Source organism: Mesorhizobium sp. P3_B5 (assembly GCF_056402815.1).
The window spans coordinates 72,754-88,919 of sequence record NZ_JBFUGR010000015.1 but is presented as its reverse complement, the minus strand read 5'-3'; the positions used below and the strand labels follow the sequence as shown (position 1 = coordinate 88,919).

The window sequence follows — 16,166 nt, the reverse complement described above, 5'->3', positions numbered from 1 at the left end:
CACACCGAGCGGTAATCGACCTTCAGGCCGCGCTCGCCAAGTTCGACCACAAGACCGCGCAACGTAAAATCCGCAGCTCGGCAGCGCAGCAGCAGCCAGTCCCGATGCTCACCGGCAATCTTCTTCGGCCGGTGCCCACCCATCTTGCCGGGCGCAAGGCTACTCATGTCGCGCAACCGCTGCACCCACCTGATGACGGTGCTGATACCAACCCCATAGCGTGCCGAGGCCTGCCGTCGCGACAGCCCCCTCCCGCTCAACCGACGCAACAACCCGTTCGCGAAGATCCATCGAGTAAGGCTTGCCCATCCATGCTGACCTCCTTGTCTCAGCAAGAAGGTTGAATCAGATTTGCACGCCTAAGGGAATCCTCGCCGATTCAGCCTCAATTCATCCCGCTCTAGGGCGCGGCTCGAGACCGGCAAGGCCTGAAAAGATTATCTTTTTTTAATTACACTTTGCCGCAGCGCGCTCCTAGCGTTCGCCTTGGGCCGAGAACCGCCGGCGATGGCTCCCATCATCGCGACGCGACGGAACCGGACGGCCCGCGGCCGGAACGTGGGCGAGACAGTCGCCACCTTCCACAGTCAAAGGAGACGCCACGATGCGCTCTTTCACTCCCAGGACCTCGCTTAAAACCGCAACTCTGGCAGCACTTCTCATTGCTGTTCCGTTCGCCGGCGCCTACGCCGCCGGACACCACAAGGGCGCCCTTGACGAGGCCGCACCGACCGATTTCACCGGTCCGCGCGTCGCGGCGCTGATCGATCAGGTGCAAGGCGTCGACAAGGGCATCGCCGACGCAAGGCAGGCGAACACGATTACGCCGGCCGAGGCGCAAAAGCTGCACCAGCGGGCCGCCAATATCAGCCAGGCCGCCGAAAAAACCGCTGCCGCCGACCATGGCAGGATACCGGCGGCGCAATACGCCCAGTTGCTGCACCGGCTCGACAATCTCGACCAGCGGCTGCTGAGCGACACCGGCAGTGGCTTCAACATGGGTGACGGCTCGGACGGCGGAAACTATCCGAACGGCTGACAGCGTCCGAGCAAGGACAAGGAAGGGACTGCCTGGCGCCTCGGGGCTGTTGCCCCGCTGGCGTCTTTTTTACCAGCCGAGCCACACCGCCAGCAGCGCCAGCACGGCCGGCACTGTCTGGATGAACAGGATTTTTTTGCCCACCGTCGCTGCGCCGTAGAGGCCGGCGATGGCGACACAGAGCAGGAAGAATATCTTGATCTGGAACCCGGCGGCGCCGAGATAAAGCCCCCAGATCAGCCCGGCGGCGAGAAAGCCATTGTAGAGCCCTTGATTGGCGGCGAGCACTTTCGAGGCGCTGGCGAATTCCGGCGTCAGGCCGAAAGCCTTGTGGCCGCGCGGCGTGTCCCATAGCGCCATCTCCAAATAGACGATGTAGACATGGATCAGGGCCACCAGCCCGACCAGAATGTTGCCGATCATCTTGTCTCCCCTCCATCGCGGTCTTTTGCCGTCAGCCAGCATTCCACGCGCGCCATCTCTTCCGCAAGGTGCATCGGCGAGAGCCGCCCTGGAGGGTTGCCAATACAAGTGCATTGGTATCTTTTCCCGCCGTCCAAACTCACCGGAAGCAGCCCATGTCCTTTCAGAAACTCGATGACCTCGGCCACAAGCTCGAAGCGCTGGAACACGCGCTTGCCATCCTCGGCGCCGACGAGGCGACCCATATGGCGGTCGGCGGCGGCGAGAAGCGCGCCGAGGCGATGTCAGCCCTTGCCGGCATGCATCACCGACAGGCGACGGCGCCGGAGATCGCCGACTGGATCGCGGCGGCCGAGCAGGAAACGCTGAACGAGGAACAGCAGGCCGCGGTCAGGGAATTGCGCCGGCAATACACCAACCTGACCTGCCTGCCGGTGGAATTCGTCGAGCGGCAGACGGTCGCCCGCATGCGCTCGGAACAGCTCTGGCGCGACCTGCGCGGCAAGAACGACTGGGCCGGCTTCCTGCCGGCGCTCGAAGGCATCGTGGCGTTGGTGCGTGAGGAGGCGGCGCTGCGCGCCGACGTGCTCGGCCTCGATCCCTATGACGCGCTGATGGAGCAATATGATCCCGGCAATCGCGCCGCCGACATCACCCCGGTGTTCGGCGAATTGAAGACCTTTCTGAAAGGTTTTGTCCCTGAGGCGCTGGCGGTGCAGGAAGAGCGACTGGCCAAACGCCCGCTAAAACCGCTTTCGGGCAGCTATGCGATCGACAGGCAGCGCGAGCTCGGCCTCGCCATGATGGCGGCGGTCGGCTTCGACCTTACCCATGGTTCGCTGTCTGTGTCGCACCATCCGTTCTGCGGTGGCGTGCCCAGCGACGTGCGCATCACCACCCGCTACAAGACCTCCGATTTTCTGTCGGCGCTGATGGGCGTGCTGCACGAGACCGGCCATGCGCTCTACGAGCAGAACCTGCCGAAAGCATGGGCGCACTGGCCGCTCGGCAAGGCGCGCGGCATGGCGGTGCATGAAAGCCAGAGCCTGTTCGTCGAAAAGCAGCTCGGCCGCAACCCCGAATTCTGGCGCTGGGCGCTGCCGGTGGTCGAACGGCATCTTGGCGAGAGCTGGACGCTCGACGACATCCTGCCGCATGTGCACCGGGTCGAGTGCGGCCTGATCCGCGTCGACGCCGATGAGGTGACCTACCCGCTGCACGTCATCCTGCGCTTCGAACTGGAACAGGAACTCGTCTCGGGACGGCTGCAGGCGGCCGACCTGCCCGAGGCCTGGGACGCCAAGATGCGCGACTATCTCGGCCTGTCGACCATCGACAATCCGGCCGACGGTCCGATGCAGGACGTGCATTGGCCGGGTGCGGCCTTCGGCTATTTCCCGTCCTACACGCTGGGCGCCATGATGGCGGCGCAGCAATGGGCGGCGCTGACGAAGGACCATCCCTCTGTCGACGACGACCTTGCCAGGGGCGATTTCGCCGCCATCAACGACTGGCGCCGCAAGAAAATCTGGTCGCAGGGCTCGCATTGGTCGACGCCGGAACTTCTCGAACGCGCCACGGGCGAAAAGCTCAATGCCGCGCATTTCACCGAGCATTTGCGCAAACGATATGGGGACGCCTAGGCAAATAGGCGAAATGCGCATGCCTACTCCGCCGCGCCCCTGAACGCGCTGGCCCCGGTTTCGAACTGCAGCTTGGCCAGCCGCGCATAGATGCCGCCCTTGGCGACGAGGCTCTGATGGGTGCCTTCCTCGACGATGCGGCCGCCATCCATGACCAGGATGCGGTCGGCCTTCAGCACCGTCGCCAGCCTGTGGGCGATGACGATGGTGGTGCGGCCCTGCATCAGCCGCTCCAGCGCCATCTGCACCAGCGTCTCGCTTTCGGCGTCGAGCGCCGAGGTCGCCTCGTCGAGCAAAAGGATCGGTGCGTCGCGCAGGATCGCGCGGGCGATCGCCACGCGCTGGCGCTGGCCGCCGGACAGCGTCACGCCGCGCTCGCCGACCTGGCTGTCATAGCCTTTCTCGAGCTTGAGGATGAATTCGTCGGCCAGCGCATCTTTCGCTGCCGCCTCGATTTCGGCCTCGCTGGCGCCCGGCCGGCCAAAGCCGATATTGTCGCGCGCGGTCGCCGCAAAGATGGTGACGTCCTGCGGCACGATGGCGATGCGCGCCCGCACCGCTGCGGGATCGGCTTCGCGCACGTCGACGCCGTCGATGACGATGCTGCCGGTTTCGGGGTCGTAGAAGCGCAGGATCAGCGAGAACACCGTGCTCTTGCCGGCCCCCGAGGGACCGACGATCGCCACCGTCTCGCCGGGCTTGACCTGGAAGCTGAGGCCATGGACGGCGGCGCGATCGGGCCGGGCCGGATAGGAGAAGGACACGTCATCGAAGCCGATCGCGCCTTTCGCCGTCGCCGGCAGCGGCTTCGGATCGGCCGGCGCCTGGATGGCCGGTTTTTCAGCGAGGATTTCGGTCAGCCGTTCGGCGGCACCGGCCGCCTGGGCAAGTTCGCCCCACACTTCCGAGAGCGCGCCGAGCGCGCCGGCGGCGAACACCGAATAGAGCAGGAACTGGCCGAGCGTGCCCGGCGACAGCGTGCCGGCGAGCACGTCGCGCGAACCGAACCACAGCACCGCCACCACCGAGGAAAAGATCATGAAAATGGCGAAGAAGGTGAGGAAGGAGCGGGCAAAGACCGAGGCCCGCGCCGCATCGAACGCGGCTTCCACGGCAGCCGAAAAGTGATTGGTGACCAGCTTCTCATTGGTGAAGGCCTGCAGCGTGCGCACCGCGCCGATCTGCTCGCTGGCATAGGCCGTGGCATTGGCCAGCGTGTCCTGCGCCAGCCGCGACTTGCGCCGCACCGAACGGCCGAAAGCGACCAGCGGCAGCACGATCAGCGGAATGGCGGCAATGACCAGCCCTGACAGTTTCGGGCTGGTGACGACCATCATCGCTACGGCGCCAAGGCCAAGGATGACGTTGCGCAACGCCACCGAGGCGGTCGCTCCGACAGCCGACTTTATCTGCGTTGTGTCGGCGGCGAGCCGCGACACGATCTCGCCCGACTGGGAGGTATCGAAAAAGGACGGCGACAGCGTCGTGACATGGCGGAACACATCGCTGCGGATATCGGCAACGACGCGCTCACCCAGCGTGATGACGAAATAGTAGCGGCTGGCCGACGCCGCCGCCAGCAAGGCAGCCATCACCACCAGCATGGCAAAATACTCGGCGATGAAGCTGGAATCGGAAGCGGAAAAACCGTGGTCGATCATGCGCCGCACGGCCAGCGGCAGCGCCAGCGTCGTGGCCGCCGCGACGACCAGCGAGATGACCGCGCCGATGACCATTTTCCGGTAGCGGGCGAGATAGGGAAACAGGCGCCGCAGCGGCCCGAGCGAGCGCCGACGCTCGTCTTCCCCGCCGCTGATATCCGCCATGACCGTTTCCTCTGGCCGCTTCCGGGTGGGCGCTTCAATATGCGCCCGCCGCGGCCTTGTGATTCAATTCCGGCTGATGTATAGGCTCGCCGACCGTTTTAGAAGCCGTGGCTCCTCAATAGCTGCGGCTTCGAGTTTTAAAAAGGGGCGCATCGACGCAGGCTTTGCGCCCGTCGGCCGCTCCGGCAAGCCACGAACAAAGCCCAGGATCAGAACAATGAAGACCGACATCCATCCCGATTACCACACCATCAAGGTCGTCATGACCGACGGCACCGAATACATGACCCGTTCGACCTGGGGCAAGGAAGGCGATACGATGAACCTCGATATCGACCCGACCACCCACCCGGCCTGGACCGGCGGCCAGCAGACCCTGCTCGACCGCGGCGGCCGCCTGTCGAAGTTCAAGAAGCGTTTCGAAGGCTTCGGCCTCTAAGCCACGTCGGCTTTGTCGCAGATCAAAAACCCGCCCTTGAGGCGGGTTTTTTGTTACCGCGCCTAAGGTTCAGCTTTCGCTCCCTACTCAAGCAGAAGCTCCCGCAACGCCATGCGCTTGTAGGCGGCGACCAGCCTGTCGCCCTCATCTCGCTCGACCGAGATCGCCAGCCGCATGGCGGCCTCGCCCATCTGCCAGATGAGAAATGCCGTGGTTTCCAGCGCCGCCGGATCGGCGGCCGACCGCAGCCGCTTCAGCACCGCGGTGAGGAATTCGGCGTTGGCGCGGCTGTCGGCGAGTTCGAGTTCACGCAGCGCCTTGTCGGCCTGTGTGCCCGACCAGATGTCGCGCATGACGGGCTCGGCCAGAAACAGCCCGTAATAGATATCCACCAGCTCCGAAAACGCCCGCCGCAAGCCCTCGGCGTCACTGACATCGGCCAAAGCGGCCGCGATGCAGGCCTGGCTTTCGGCGGTATGGCGCTCTGCCAGCGCCCAGACGATCGCACGTTTGTCGGGAAAGAACTGGTAGAGCGAGCCGATCGAGACACCTGCCCTTTCCGCCACTTCGCCCATGCGCATGGCGTCGCTGCCTTGTTCGGCAATTAGCGCCGAGGCGGCGGCCAGCATGCGCTCGACCCGCTCGCGGCTGCGCTGCTGGCTCGGCGCCCGGCGCGGCGAGGCGATCTGTTCGTTGGCCGGTGGGGCGGTGCCTTCCATGACTGTCTCCAACAAACGCGCTCAGCTGAACCGCCGTGAAATTGGCTTGACTCGCAAAATACGAGGGTTTATCACGTTTTGCAAATGTGACGATTGCTCATATTTCAAGGCGAGAGGAAATCGAGATGAACAACACGACAGAAAAACCGACCTTGATCCTTGGCGGCACCGGAAAGACCGGCCGCCGTCTGGCCGAGCGGCTGACGGCGTGCGGCCTGCCGGTGCGGATTGGTTCGCGCTCCGCCACGCCGCGTTTCGACTGGGAAGTTCCCGCAAGCTGGGCTCCTGCACTTGAGGGCGTCAGTGCCGTCTACATCAGCTACTATCCCGACCTCGCCGTACCGGGCGCCGCCGAAGCGATCGGTGCCTTCGCCAGGCTTGCCGTGGCCAGCGGCGTCACCCGGCTGGTGCTGCTGTCGGGTCGCGGCGAAACGGAAGCGCAACGTGCCGAAGAGATGGTGAAAGCCTCGGGCGCCGACTGGACGATCCTGCGCTGCGCCTGGTTTGCCCAGAACTTCAGCGAAGGCTTCCTCATCTACTCCTTGCTCGACGGCGAGGTGGCGTTGCCGGTCGGCGGTGTCGGCGAACCCTTCGTCGATGCCGACGACATCGCCGAAGCCGCCTTCGTCGCGCTGACCGAGCCAGGCCATGTCGGCCAGCTCTATGAGTTGACCGGGCCGCGACTCCTGAGCTTCGCCGACGCGGTCGGCGAGATCGCCAGGGCCACCGGACGCGACATCCGCTTTGTCAGGATTTCGCACGCCGAGTTCACGGCTTCGGTGGCCGCGCACGACATGCCGCCTGAGTTTGCCTGGCTGCTCAACGAGCTGTTCACCGAAGTGCTCGACGGCCGCAACGAGGCGCTCACGGACGGCGTCCAGCGCGTGCTTGGCCGTGGGCCGAAAGACTTCTCCACCTACGCAACCGAAACCGCCGCAACCGGCATCTGGAGCAACTGAGATGATCAAGCTTCTTCCCACCCTCACCATCATTGCCGCAATCGGCTCGGGCGTCGTCGGCGGCGTGTTTTTCGCCTTTTCCAATTTCATCATGGCGGCGCTTGCCCGGCTGCCCGTCCCAGCGGGCATCGCCGCGATGAATTCGATCAACATCACGGTGATCACCCCGACCTTCATGACGGCGCTTTTCGGCACCGGCCTGCTCTGTGTGGTGCTTATCGCCGCCGCCATCATGGGTTGGAGCCAGTCCGGCTCGTACTGGTTGCTTGCCGGGGCGGTGATCTACCTGATCGGCAACCCGATCGTGACCATGATCTTCAACGTGCCGCTCAATGATGCGCTCGCCGCCGTCGACCCGACCAGCGCCAACGGCGCCGCCGTTTGGGCGAACCATCTGAGCCAATGGGTAATGTGGAACCACGTCCGCACCATCACCGCCATCGTGGCGATGGCCTGCTTCATCTTCGCATTGGTGTGAAAATGGCACGTCGCAAACGCAAAAGGACCTCGCCTCAGGCGGGGTCCTTTTGCGTGTGACCCTTGCGGTCGGAATGGCCTAGATCCCGATCCGGATCGATGACGTCGCGCACCAGCTGCTTGAGTTTTGCCGCGTCCGGAAAGCCGCCGTCGCGCTTGCGGTCCCAGACCAGCGTGTCGTTGCAGGAAATGGTGAAGATGCCGCCGGTGCCGGGCACCAGCGTCACTTCGCCGAGATCCGTGCCGAAGGTGGAGAGCAGCTCCTGCGCCATCCAGCCGGCCCGCAACAGCCACTGGCACTGCGTGCAATAGGTGATGCGGATGGCTGGGAGATCGCTCATGTTCGAGTTTCGATCATGCCGCGCTGAGCTTGGCCATGGTCTCGTCGTCGACCTCGAAATTGGCGTAGACGCTCTGCACGTCGTCGTCATCCTCAAGCGTGGCGACCAGCTTCATCAGTGACTGTGCCCGTTCCTCGTCGACCGCGATGTTGGTCTGCGGCTTCCAGATCGGCTTGACCGACTCGGCCTCGCCGAGCGCGCCTTCCAGCGCCTTCGACACCTCGCCCAGGCTTTCAAAGGCGCAATAAATGGTGTGGCCTTCCTCGTCCGACTGCACGTCGTCGGCACCCGCTTCGATCGCCGCGTCCATGACCTTCTCGGCGTTGCCGGCCGAGGCTGGATAATAGATCTCGCCGGCGCGGTCCCACATGAACGACACCGAGCCGGTTTCGCCCATCGCGCCGCCAGCCTTGGTGAAGGCGGCGCGCACATTCGAGGCCGAGCGGTTGCGGTTGTCGGTCAGCGCCTCGACGATCACCGCGACGCCGCCCGGGCCATAGCCTTCGTAGCGCACGGATTCGTAGTTTTCGGCATCGCCCATCGACGCCTTGTTGATGGCGCGCTGGATGTTGTCCTTCGGCATCGACACCGCCTTGGCGTTTTGCACCGCAAGGCGCAGGCGCGGGTTCATCGATGGATCGGGCGTGCCGCTCTTGGCGGCGACGGTAATTTCGCGCGCCAGCTTGGAAAACATTTTCGACCGCACCGCATCCTGGCGGCCCTTGCGGTGCATGATGTTCTTGAACTGTGAATGGCCAGCCATGGCACCCCTGTCGTCTTCTCGGCTAGAGCATCCCGAGCGAGGTGATTTCACCTCGTCTTCCGCAATGCTCAAATTCAAAATCTAGAACGCCCTGATGCGTCCGGATGGACGCAACGTCGCTCTCTGTCGGAATGGCCGGCTTATAGATAAATCGGCTCAATTCGTCCAGCCGCGCCGTGTAAGCGGCGCGAGCGTTCGCGATCGCGGCCTTTTCCGAGGTTAATGGCCGCCGGACTTGGACTTCTTGCGTTTGCGCGCCAGCATGTTGAGACCTTCGACCAGCGCCGAAAAACCCATGGCGGCGTAGATGTAGCCCTTGGGCACATGATAGCCCATACCGTCGGCGATCAGCGTCATGCCGATCATCAACAGGAAGCCCAGCGCCAGCATGACGATGGTCGGGTTCTTGGCGATGAAATTGGCCAGCGGCGCGGCCGCCAGCATCATCACGCTGACCGCCACGATCACCGCGATATACATGATGGCGATCTCGTCGGTCATGCCGACCGCGGTGATGATCGAATCGATCGAGAAGACGAGGTCGAGCAGCAGGATCTGGAAGATGGCGCCGGCCAGCGAAAGCTGCAGCGTCTCGCCCATCATTGAATCCTGATGATCGTCGAGATCGACCGTATGGTGAATTTCCTTGGTCGCCTTCCAGACCAGGAACAGGCCGCCGGCGATCAGGATCAGGTCGCGCCAGGAAAAGCCATGACCTAAGGCGGTGAAAACCGGCGTCGTCAGCTGGACGATGATCGAGATGGTGGCCAGCAGCACCAGCCGCATGACCAGCGCCGCCGAAATGCCGAGCCGCCGGGCGCGTGCCCGCTGCGCTTCCGGCAATTTGTTGGTGAGGATCGAGATGAAGATCAGATTGTCGATGCCGAGCACGATCTCCAGCACCACCAGCGTCAGCAGCGCGATCCAGGCGGTCGGATCGTTGACGAAGGCAAGATGCGGCGTCAGGAATTCGATGAGCTGCATGGAGGTCGTCCCCTCTTTAACGATCTAGAGCAGTTTCGCGGTTGGCCGGCAGTTAGGTACTGTGCGCACCCATATCAATGTCACGACCAGAAGGACGGCGCGGTTTCCTCCAGCCGTGGCCCGCGGCGAAACGGCGCGATCTTCTCGGCAAGGCCGGTGCGGTCGGAAATGTCGACGCCAACGCCGCACAATGTCGCCGGTCCGGTCGCTGCCTCGAAACGGCCCTTCGGCACTTTCGACAGGAACCGGTTGAGCGGCTCTTCCTTGTCCATGCCGAGCGAGGAATCGTAATCGCCGCACATGCCTGCGTCGGACAGATAGCCGGTGCCGCCATTGAGGATCTGGTGATCGGCGGTCGGCTGGTGCGTGTGGGTGCCTACGACGAGGCTGGCACGACCATCGACGAAATGCGCAAAACACATTTTTTCCGAGGTCGCTTCGGCATGGAAATCGATGACCACCGCATCCGCCTGTTCACCGAGCGGGCAGGCGGCGAGTTCGCGCTCGCCGGCCTGGAACGGATCGTCGAGCTCTGGATGCATGAACACCCGGCCCATGATGTTGGCGACCAGCACGCGCGCGCCATTTTTGGCGATGTAGACGCCGGAGCCGCGCCCCGGCGTGCCCTTGGGGAAATTTGACGGGCGCAGGAAGCGCTCCTCGCGCGGTGCGAAAACCAGCGCGTCGCGCTGGTCCCAGACATGGTTGCCCGTGGTCACGACATCGGCGCCGGCCGCGATCGTGTCGCGAAATATGTCTTCGGTGATGCCGAAACCGCCGGCGGCGTTCTCGCCATTGACGATGACGAAATCGAGTTTGAAATCCGAGATCAGGCCGGGCAGCTGTTCCCACACTGCCGTGCGCCCCGATTTGCCGACCATATCGCCAAGAAAGAGAAGTCTCATCTAGGTCCTGAAAAGCTGCATGCCCCCTTGGAAAGGATCATGCGTCTGAAAGATAATCTATCTACAATTTTGGCGAGAACCGGCGCAACCCGCTCTCGGTGAGTATTTCCGGGATGACCACGTCATGCGGCTCGTCCGGCACCAGCGCCACTTCCTGGCAATCGAAGGCGATGCCGATCAGTCGCGGCGGATGCCCTTTGGCCACCAGCTTGGCGATGGCGCGATCATAGTAGCCTGCGCCATAGCCGATGCGGTGGCCGCGCGCATCAAAGGCGGCGAGCGGCACCAGCATCACCGCGGGATCGAGCACTTCGGCCTCTTCATGTGGCCCGACCGTGCCAAATCCCATCTCGACCATCGGCGCGCCGCGCACCAATTCGCGAAAGACGATGGTGGTCTTGTCGAGAATGGCCGGCAGGCAAAGCCTTGCTCCTTGCTCGCGCAAGGCAAACATCAGCGGCCGCACGTCGACTTCCGAGCGCATCGGCCAGAAGCCGGAGACGATCTGTCCCGGTTCGACAGCGAGATGATCGCGCGCCGTCTCGGCCATTTCGAGAGCCGCCTCCACCCGCCAGAACTCATCGAGCGCATCGCGGCGGCCGAGTGCTTCCTTGCGGAGATGCTTTTTCAGGTCTTTCGGAGAGGTCATGGAGCCAAGGTAGAAAAGGTCGGATTTGGGCGGAGTGTCAGGAGCGACGTTTTCTACCGCATGATCCACCGGAATGTCAGTGGATCCAAAGCGTTTGAGTGACGATCCACACAACCGGTGGAGAGAGCGATCCCGGGAACCTACAAAGTAGGTGGGCGCCGTATGAGAAAACCCACGGGTCTTCCCAGGGACAGCTCCCTAGGGATCATTAAGGCCCCGGGGAAAATGTTCTCCTGCCGGGAAGCGCAGACCGTCGACCCTGATATAGGCCTGTTGCCGCCTATAGACCAGATGCCAAGACATTCTCGGCCGCATTATTCGCGACCCGCCCCTGCCACCAGACCAGCGCCGGCATGGCCAGCAGTTCGACGCAGAGCCCGGCGATGTGGCCCGCCGACGGCGCACCGGCCACCAGCAGCGAGAAAAGCCGCGCCAACCCGCCACTGAAGGTGCAGGCGGCAAGCAGGCGAAACCGTTCGGTCTTGGTCTCGATGCCGGGGATGCAGCTGTACCAGGCGATGCCGACGGCGAGGAAGAAACCGGAGAGGAAACGGAAATGGCTGTCGAGATCGACCGGCCACGGTGCTGCGACATGCAGGAACTGCGGCCCCGACATCATGCCTTCTAGGCCGACCAGCACCGGTGTCGCCGCCAGCACCGCCACAGCCACTTGCAGCGCTGCCTTGCCGAATGTCTTTTCTTTCAACTCTGTCGCCCTCGGTCCAAGGATGACAAAGGAACGAAGTTGGCGGCGCGAGGTTTCACGGCAGCTTCGCCGCAGCCTTGCACAGGCAGGGCCGCGTCCTTACGGTTCAGCTGAAGAGAACCAAGGAGCAAAAATGCGTTTCGAAGGCACGGCGGCCTATGTCGCCGACAAAGACCTGATGGTTGCGGTCAACGCGGCGATCGCGCTGGAGCGGCCCTTGCTGGTCAAGGGCGAGCCCGGCACCGGCAAGACCGAACTGGCCAGACAAGTGGCATCCGCACTCGGCCTCGACCTGATCGAATGGCACGTCAAGTCGACCACAAGGGCGCAGCAGGGCCTCTATGAATATGACGCGGTGTCGCGGCTGCGCGACAGCCAGCTCGGCGACAACAGGTTCAACGACATCAGGAACTACATCAAGCGCGGCAAGCTTTGGGAAGCGTTCGCCGCCGGCAAGAAAGTCGTGCTTCTGATCGACGAGATCGACAAGGCCGACATCGAGTTCCCAAACGACCTGCTGCAGGAACTCGATCGGATGGAGTTCTTCGTCTACGAGACCGGCGAGACGATCCGTGCCGTGGTCAGGCCGATCGTCATCATCACCTCCAACAATGAGAAGGAACTTCCGGACGCTTTTCTGCGCCGCTGCTTCTTCCACTACATCCGCTTTCCCGACGTCGAGACGCTGCACAAGATCGTCGACGTCCACTATCCCGGCATCAAGCAGAACCTGGTGCGCGCCGCGCTGACCCAGTTCTACGAAATCCGCGACGTGCCCGGCCTGAAGAAAAAACCCTCGACCTCCGAAGCGCTCGACTGGATCCGGCTGCTCGTCGCAGACGACATCGCGCCGGAGGATCTGCGCGCCGATCCCAAGAATGCGCTGCCCAAACTGCATGGAGCGCTGCTGAAGAACGAGCAGGACGTGCACCTGTTCGAGCGGCTGGCCTTTATGGCGAGACGGCAGGGTTAGGCCGGCAGCAATAGCGCTTCCCGGGCTGTGGACCGTTGCCGACAAGCGATCGTCGGCGCAGCTTCGGGTCAAAGCATTGGAGGAAACAAAATGACCGACATCACCGTCCGCCCATTGGCACAGTCCGACCACGCCGACTGGCAGCGGCTGTGGACCGCATACCTTACCTTCTATGAGACGGTGCTGCCGCAAGAGGTCTACGCCATCACCTGGAAGCGACTGTTCACGGAAGGTGAGTTCGAACCGAAGGGCTTCATCGCCACGCTCGACGGCAAGGCCGTGGGTCTCACCCACTATCTCTACCACCGCTCCGGCTGGTCGGAGAAGAACAACTGCTATCTGCAGGACCTGTTCGCTGACCCCGACGTACGCGGCAAGGGCATCGGCGCGGCCCTCATCGAAGCGGTGAAGCAGGAAGCGGCCAAGATCGGAGTGAAAAACGTCTACTGGATGACCCACGAGACCAACGCCACCGCGCGCAAGCTCTACGACCACGTGGCACGGCGGACCGGCTTCATCGAATATGATCTGCTGTAGGTAAGACCATGTTCATCCCCTTCTTCCTCGAACTGAAGGCCGCGCGGGTTCCCGTTTCGCTCCGGGAATATCTGTCGCTGCTGGAAGGGCTGGAAGCGGGACTGGTCGACTATGACGTCGAGGGTTTTTACTACCTGGCCCGCGCCGCTTTGGTGAAGGACGAGCGCCATATCGACCGTTTCGACCAGGTCTTTGCGCATGTCTTCAAGGGTGTCGAGGCGCTTGGCGGGACGGATGCGGTGGACGTCGCCAATATCCCCGAGGAATGGTTGCGCCGCCTTGCCGAAAAGCACCTGACCGACGAGGAGAAAAAACTGGTCGAGGCGCTGGGCGGTTTCGAAAAGCTGATGGAGACTTTGAAGCAGCGGCTCGAGGAACAAAAAGGCCGCCACCAGGGCGGCTCGAAATGGATCGGCACCGGCGGCACCTCGCCCTTTGGCGCCTATGGCTACAACCCCGAAGGGGTGCGCATCGGCCAGCATGAAAGCCGCAACCGCCGCGCGGTCAAAGTCTGGGACAAGCGCGAGTTCAAAAACTTCGACGATGCCGTCGAGCTCGGCACCCGCAACATCAAGATCGCGCTGAAGCGCTTACGCCGCTGGGTGCGCGAAGGCGCTGAGGAAGAATTCGACCTGCCCGGCACCATCCATGCCACCGCCGAGCACGGCTATCTCGACGTGCAGACGCGGCCCGAGCGGCGCAATGCGGTGAAGCTGTTGATGTTCTTCGATGTCGGCGGCTCGATGGACGATCACATCAAAACCGTCGAGGAATTGTTTTCGGCCGCCCGCGCCGAGTTCCGCCAGCTCGAATATTTTTACTTCCACAATTGCCTCTACGAGGGCGTGTGGAAGGACAATCGCCGCCGCCGCGCGGAGACCATCCCCACCTTCGACCTGCTCCACAAATACGGCCCGGACTATAAGGTGATCGTCGTCGGCGATGCCTCGATGAGCCCCTATGAGATCGCGCATCCCGGCGGCTCAGTCGAGCACTGGAACCCGGAGGCCGGCGTGGTCTGGCTCGGCCGCCTGCTGCAGCAATGGCCAAACGCGGTATGGCTCAATCCGGAAAACCAGAAGAATTGGGGCTTTACCCATTCGATCGCGATGATCCGCGACATCTTCGGCGGCCGCATGTTTCCGCTGACGCTGGCCGGGCTCGAAGGCGCGACCAAACAGCTTTCACGGAAACATTGACTTGCGGCTGGGCCGCCAAGATTCAGGTCAGGCCGAGTCGAAAATTACCTCGTGCGAGAACCGGAGCGGAGCGTACTTTTCGTACGTGAGCACCGGAAGCGCAGGTATCGGCCATTTGCAGGCCGGCCTCACCTGAATCTGGGCAGACGCGTAACAAATGCCTATGTTGGTGCGAACATGAGGTTGCAATCAACAACGAGCCGGCAAGGCTGAGGAGATCAAATGGACACCCACACCTATCCCGTCACCCGCACCGACGCCGAATGGCGCGCCCGGCTGACGCCTGAGCAATATGCGGTGATGCGCGACCATGGCACCGAGCGGCCGGGAAGCTGCGCCCTGCTCTACGAAAAGCGCGCCGGCACCTTTTCCTGTGTCGGCTGCGACCAGCCCTTGTTCGAATCCAAGCTGAAGTTCGAGAGCGGCACCGGCTGGCCGAGCTTCAACGATCCGGTCCCGGGTTCGGTCGAGAACACGGTCGACCGCAGCTACGGCATGGTCCGCACCGAATGCCACTGCGCCCGCTGCGGCAGCCATCTCGGCCACGTCTTCGACGACGGCCCGCCGCCGACCGGCCTGCGCTATTGCATCAACGGCGTCGCGTTGAAATTCGAGCCGGCCGCGTAAGCCGAAGCTCTTTTATCGCCTAGCGAAGGGCGGCTCCGGCCGCCCTTTTTCGTATCCGGCCAGTGCTGCCTCAGACGACGGCCGTCAGGATCAGCCATAGCGCGGAACCGAGCATCATCGCCGAAGCCTTGGCGCCAGCGGCCTTCTCAGCGGTTCGCCAGACGGCAAGGGTCAGGAAGATGTTGTAGGGCACGGGCGAAAAATGCACCGCCAGAACCAGTGCCAGCGGCAGCTTCAGCCCGAGCAGGATGAGTGCCGCCACCGTCGAGGCGATGTTGATCGCGGTGCCGATAAAGGCCAGGTCGCGCCAGAACAGCCGGTCGAGCGGCACCAGGCCTTGCCAGCGCGAGCGGAAGAACGATCCGACGGCGGATATCATATCTTGCTCTGTCCCAGCACGTCGGTGACGACCCGCTCGATGCGTGAGCATTCCGTCACCAGCCAGTCGGCCATCGCCGGCCAATTGTCCTCAGCAAAGCAGTTGACCCGCCACATCGAATTGATGCCGAGGCCCTCGCAACTCTGTTCCGGCCTGAGCTTCAGCCTGTCTTCGATCGCCGCCTGGAACGGCTTCAGTCGCGACCAGGATTCTGTAGCGCCGAACTTCTCGTTGCGGCCGAAGAAGACGCCGACATGGTTCTGCGCCGGAGCGACATACATGGAAAGCACCAGGGCGAAATCGGGCAACCCGCGCTGCCAGAACCATGGCCCGCGCCGCGCCATTAGAGGCCGTTCTTCCGGATGCCGTTCCGCGAACAGCGTCCAGAAGCTGCGTTGGCGAAATTCAGAGGCGCGGCGGGCGCCGAAGTCGAATTCGCTCATGGCCCGCTCCAGCATCATGCTCGGCCCGAGACTGTTTTCGAAATTCGCTCTGGCGAGTCATATGGCGGTGGTTTCGAGAACCGTAGCGCAGCGGACATTTGTTCCGTGAGCAACGGAAGCGCAGAAAACGCCGTC

Annotated in this window: 20 protein-coding genes, 1 other RNA gene and 1 pseudogene; 9 read left to right on the top strand and 13 right to left on the bottom strand. The window is 63.1% G+C overall.

Annotation, left to right across the window (positions count from 1 at the left end; genetic code table 11):
- Positions 1-309, bottom strand: a pseudogene (locus AC1DVW_RS26235) (IS630 family transposase); the annotation flags it as partial.
- Positions 310-604: 295 nt separating this feature from the next.
- Between AC1DVW_RS26235 and AC1DVW_RS26230 the strand changes: the two are divergent.
- Positions 605-1,039 carry a hypothetical protein gene (locus AC1DVW_RS26230; protein ID WP_477326984.1) on the top strand — a complete coding sequence of 145 codons (435 nt, stop codon included), beginning with the start codon at positions 605-607 and terminating at the stop codon, positions 1,037-1,039.
- Between the two features lie 69 nt (positions 1,040-1,108).
- Here the strand turns inward: AC1DVW_RS26230 and AC1DVW_RS26225 are convergent, their stop codons facing one another.
- Positions 1,109-1,462 (bottom strand): DUF1304 domain-containing protein, encoded by a 354-nt coding sequence (locus AC1DVW_RS26225; protein ID WP_477326982.1) that lies wholly within the window; start codon positions 1,460-1,462, stop codon positions 1,109-1,111.
- A 155-nt stretch (positions 1,463-1,617) separates the two neighbouring features.
- Between AC1DVW_RS26225 and AC1DVW_RS26220 the strand changes: the two genes are divergently transcribed.
- The gene (locus AC1DVW_RS26220) at positions 1,618-3,105 is read left to right on the top strand and encodes a carboxypeptidase M32 (RefSeq protein WP_477326980.1); all 1,488 of its coding nucleotides are present in this window, start codon (positions 1,618-1,620) and stop codon (positions 3,103-3,105) included.
- Positions 3,106-3,128: 23 nt separating this feature from the next.
- On the opposite strand, the gene AC1DVW_RS26215 is transcribed toward AC1DVW_RS26220, so the two are convergent.
- Positions 3,129-4,931 carry an ABC transporter transmembrane domain-containing protein gene (locus tag AC1DVW_RS26215; RefSeq protein ID WP_477326978.1) on the bottom strand — a complete coding sequence of 601 codons (1,803 nt, stop codon included), beginning with the start codon at positions 4,929-4,931 and terminating at the stop codon, positions 3,129-3,131.
- Positions 4,932-5,148: 217 nt separating this feature from the next.
- On the opposite strand from AC1DVW_RS26215, the gene rpmE reads away from it, so the two are divergent.
- Complete coding sequence (gene rpmE / locus AC1DVW_RS26210) at positions 5,149-5,370, top strand: 50S ribosomal protein L31 (RefSeq protein WP_006327661.1); 222 nt, start codon at positions 5,149-5,151, stop codon at positions 5,368-5,370.
- A gap of 83 nt (positions 5,371-5,453) precedes the next feature.
- Here rpmE and AC1DVW_RS26205 read toward each other — a convergent pair whose 3' ends face one another.
- A complete protein-coding gene (locus tag AC1DVW_RS26205) occupies positions 5,454-6,089 on the bottom strand; it encodes a TetR/AcrR family transcriptional regulator (protein WP_477326976.1) in 636 nt (211 codons plus the stop codon).
- A gap of 125 nt (positions 6,090-6,214) precedes the next feature.
- On the opposite strand from AC1DVW_RS26205, the gene AC1DVW_RS26200 reads away from it, so the two are divergent.
- Both AC1DVW_RS26200 and AC1DVW_RS26195 read left to right on the top strand, forming a co-directional pair.
- On the top strand, positions 6,215-7,048 hold the full coding sequence (locus tag AC1DVW_RS26200; protein ID WP_477326974.1) for an NAD(P)H-binding protein: 834 nt from the start codon (positions 6,215-6,217) through the stop codon (positions 7,046-7,048).
- A 1-nt stretch (position 7,049) separates the two neighbouring features.
- Positions 7,050-7,526: an anthrone oxygenase family protein gene (locus tag AC1DVW_RS26195; protein ID WP_477326972.1), complete on the top strand. Its 477-nt coding sequence runs from the start codon at positions 7,050-7,052 to the stop codon at positions 7,524-7,526.
- A 34-nt stretch (positions 7,527-7,560) separates the two neighbouring features.
- On the opposite strand, the gene AC1DVW_RS26190 is transcribed toward AC1DVW_RS26195, so the two are convergent.
- The 7 genes from AC1DVW_RS26190 to AC1DVW_RS26160 form a co-directional block, all read right to left on the bottom strand.
- Positions 7,561-7,866 carry an Rdx family protein gene (locus AC1DVW_RS26190; RefSeq protein ID WP_477270628.1) on the bottom strand — a complete coding sequence of 102 codons (306 nt, stop codon included), beginning with the start codon at positions 7,864-7,866 and terminating at the stop codon, positions 7,561-7,563.
- Positions 7,867-7,879: 13 nt separating this feature from the next.
- Positions 7,880-8,629 (bottom strand): YebC/PmpR family DNA-binding transcriptional regulator, encoded by a 750-nt coding sequence (locus AC1DVW_RS26185; protein WP_477246064.1) that lies wholly within the window; start codon positions 8,627-8,629, stop codon positions 7,880-7,882.
- A 219-nt stretch (positions 8,630-8,848) separates the two neighbouring features.
- Positions 8,849-9,613, bottom strand: a complete 765-nt coding sequence (locus AC1DVW_RS26180) for a TerC family protein (RefSeq protein WP_477326970.1) — start codon at positions 9,611-9,613, stop codon at positions 8,849-8,851.
- A gap of 80 nt (positions 9,614-9,693) precedes the next feature.
- A complete protein-coding gene (locus AC1DVW_RS26175) occupies positions 9,694-10,518 on the bottom strand; it encodes a TIGR00282 family metallophosphoesterase (RefSeq protein WP_477326968.1) in 825 nt (274 codons plus the stop codon).
- A 61-nt stretch (positions 10,519-10,579) separates the two neighbouring features.
- Complete coding sequence (locus AC1DVW_RS26170) at positions 10,580-11,167, bottom strand: 5-formyltetrahydrofolate cyclo-ligase (protein WP_477326966.1); 588 nt, start codon at positions 11,165-11,167, stop codon at positions 10,580-10,582.
- A 99-nt stretch (positions 11,168-11,266) separates the two neighbouring features.
- Positions 11,267-11,422: non-coding RNA, 6S RNA (gene ssrS / locus AC1DVW_RS26165), on the bottom strand.
- A gap of 25 nt (positions 11,423-11,447) precedes the next feature.
- Positions 11,448-11,873 (bottom strand): DUF4345 domain-containing protein, encoded by a 426-nt coding sequence (locus AC1DVW_RS26160; protein WP_477246059.1) that lies wholly within the window; start codon positions 11,871-11,873, stop codon positions 11,448-11,450.
- A 133-nt stretch (positions 11,874-12,006) separates the two neighbouring features.
- On the opposite strand from AC1DVW_RS26160, the gene AC1DVW_RS26155 reads away from it, so the two are divergent.
- The 4 genes from AC1DVW_RS26155 (at position 12,007) to msrB (ending at position 15,209) form a co-directional block, all read left to right on the top strand.
- Positions 12,007-12,846 carry an AAA family ATPase gene (locus AC1DVW_RS26155; protein ID WP_477326964.1) on the top strand — a complete coding sequence of 280 codons (840 nt, stop codon included), beginning with the start codon at positions 12,007-12,009 and terminating at the stop codon, positions 12,844-12,846.
- A gap of 90 nt (positions 12,847-12,936) precedes the next feature.
- The gene (locus tag AC1DVW_RS26150) at positions 12,937-13,383 is read left to right on the top strand and encodes an N-acetyltransferase family protein (protein WP_477326962.1); all 447 of its coding nucleotides are present in this window, start codon (positions 12,937-12,939) and stop codon (positions 13,381-13,383) included.
- Between the two features lie 8 nt (positions 13,384-13,391).
- Complete coding sequence (locus tag AC1DVW_RS26145) at positions 13,392-14,582, top strand: vWA domain-containing protein (protein ID WP_477326960.1); 1,191 nt, start codon at positions 13,392-13,394, stop codon at positions 14,580-14,582.
- 222 nt (positions 14,583-14,804) lie between these two features.
- Positions 14,805-15,209, top strand: coding sequence for a peptide-methionine (R)-S-oxide reductase MsrB (gene msrB / locus AC1DVW_RS26140; RefSeq protein ID WP_477270610.1), 405 nt, complete (start codon positions 14,805-14,807; stop codon positions 15,207-15,209).
- Positions 15,210-15,279: 70 nt separating this feature from the next.
- Here the strand turns inward: msrB and AC1DVW_RS26135 are convergent, their stop codons facing one another.
- Positions 15,280-15,588: a hypothetical protein gene (locus tag AC1DVW_RS26135; RefSeq protein WP_477326958.1), complete on the bottom strand. Its 309-nt coding sequence runs from the start codon at positions 15,586-15,588 to the stop codon at positions 15,280-15,282.
- Complete coding sequence (locus AC1DVW_RS26130) at positions 15,585-16,031, bottom strand: hypothetical protein (RefSeq protein ID WP_477270606.1); 447 nt, start codon at positions 16,029-16,031, stop codon at positions 15,585-15,587. The genes AC1DVW_RS26135 and AC1DVW_RS26130 overlap by 4 nt, the downstream gene beginning before the upstream one ends.
- Positions 16,032-16,166: the final 135 nt, after the last annotated feature.

What these genes read in the sequence shown, in the direction of transcription:
- AC1DVW_RS26230 (WP_477326984.1), top strand. Translation starts at nt 605, where the DNA reads ATGCGCTCTTTCACTCCCAGGACCTCGCTTAAAACCGCAACTCTGGCA.
- AC1DVW_RS26225 (WP_477326982.1), bottom strand. Translation starts at nt 1,462, where the DNA reads ATGATCGGCAACATTCTGGTCGGGCTGGTGGCCCTGATCCATGTCTAC.
- AC1DVW_RS26220 (WP_477326980.1), top strand. Translation starts at nt 1,618, where the DNA reads ATGTCCTTTCAGAAACTCGATGACCTCGGCCACAAGCTCGAAGCGCTG.
- AC1DVW_RS26215 (WP_477326978.1), bottom strand. Translation starts at nt 4,931, where the DNA reads ATGGCGGATATCAGCGGCGGGGAAGACGAGCGTCGGCGCTCGCTCGGG.
- rpmE (WP_006327661.1), top strand. Translation starts at nt 5,149, where the DNA reads ATGAAGACCGACATCCATCCCGATTACCACACCATCAAGGTCGTCATG.
- AC1DVW_RS26205 (WP_477326976.1), bottom strand. Translation starts at nt 6,089, where the DNA reads ATGGAAGGCACCGCCCCACCGGCCAACGAACAGATCGCCTCGCCGCGC.
- AC1DVW_RS26200 (WP_477326974.1), top strand. Translation starts at nt 6,215, where the DNA reads ATGAACAACACGACAGAAAAACCGACCTTGATCCTTGGCGGCACCGGA.
- AC1DVW_RS26195 (WP_477326972.1), top strand. Translation starts at nt 7,050, where the DNA reads ATGATCAAGCTTCTTCCCACCCTCACCATCATTGCCGCAATCGGCTCG.
- AC1DVW_RS26190 (WP_477270628.1), bottom strand. Translation starts at nt 7,866, where the DNA reads ATGAGCGATCTCCCAGCCATCCGCATCACCTATTGCACGCAGTGCCAG.
- AC1DVW_RS26185 (WP_477246064.1), bottom strand. Translation starts at nt 8,629, where the DNA reads ATGGCTGGCCATTCACAGTTCAAGAACATCATGCACCGCAAGGGCCGC.
- AC1DVW_RS26180 (WP_477326970.1), bottom strand. Translation starts at nt 9,613, where the DNA reads ATGCAGCTCATCGAATTCCTGACGCCGCATCTTGCCTTCGTCAACGAT.
- AC1DVW_RS26175 (WP_477326968.1), bottom strand. Translation starts at nt 10,518, where the DNA reads ATGAGACTTCTCTTTCTTGGCGATATGGTCGGCAAATCGGGGCGCACG.
- AC1DVW_RS26170 (WP_477326966.1), bottom strand. Translation starts at nt 11,167, where the DNA reads ATGACCTCTCCGAAAGACCTGAAAAAGCATCTCCGCAAGGAAGCACTC.
- AC1DVW_RS26155 (WP_477326964.1), top strand. Translation starts at nt 12,007, where the DNA reads ATGCGTTTCGAAGGCACGGCGGCCTATGTCGCCGACAAAGACCTGATG.
- AC1DVW_RS26150 (WP_477326962.1), top strand. Translation starts at nt 12,937, where the DNA reads ATGACCGACATCACCGTCCGCCCATTGGCACAGTCCGACCACGCCGAC.
- AC1DVW_RS26145 (WP_477326960.1), top strand. Translation starts at nt 13,392, where the DNA reads ATGTTCATCCCCTTCTTCCTCGAACTGAAGGCCGCGCGGGTTCCCGTT.
- msrB (WP_477270610.1), top strand. Translation starts at nt 14,805, where the DNA reads ATGGACACCCACACCTATCCCGTCACCCGCACCGACGCCGAATGGCGC.
- AC1DVW_RS26135 (WP_477326958.1), bottom strand. Translation starts at nt 15,588, where the DNA reads ATGATATCCGCCGTCGGATCGTTCTTCCGCTCGCGCTGGCAAGGCCTG.
- AC1DVW_RS26130 (WP_477270606.1), bottom strand. Translation starts at nt 16,031, where the DNA reads ATGAGCGAATTCGACTTCGGCGCCCGCCGCGCCTCTGAATTTCGCCAA.